The organism is Chloroflexaceae bacterium (genome assembly GCA_025057155.1).
Lineage (GTDB): Bacteria > Chloroflexota > Chloroflexia > Chloroflexales > Chloroflexaceae > JACAEO01.
This window is the reverse complement of record JANWYD010000149.1, coordinates 263-556: the sequence shown is the minus strand read 5'-3', so window position 1 is coordinate 556 and position 294 is coordinate 263. Positions and strand designations below refer to the sequence as shown.

1 protein-coding gene is annotated in these 294 nt (G+C 65.3%); it reads right to left on the bottom strand.

Annotated elements, in window-relative coordinates; genetic code table 11:
• Positions 1–294: triose-phosphate isomerase (locus NZU74_20750; GenBank protein ID MCS6883754.1), on the bottom strand; the 294-nt coding region annotated here is incomplete at both ends.

Below are 294 nucleotides of genomic sequence, written 5' to 3'. Positions count from 1 at the left end.
CACGTGTCGCGTGACCACATCGCCCGTCAGCCCGGCCTCGTTCTCCGCCAGGTTCTCGCCGACGCAGATGATGGGCGTCAGGCCGTGCGCCAGCGCGCTCTTCACCTTCTTGTTCACGGTCTCATCGGTCTCGCCGAAGTACTGCCGCCGCTCCGAGTGGCCGATGATGACATACTCGCACAGCTCGCGCAGCATCAGGGGACTGATCTCGCCGGTAAAGGCGCCTTCGTCCTTCCAGTGCACGTTCTGTGCCCCCAGCCGGATCGTCGAGCCGGATAGCACCTCGCGCACAGC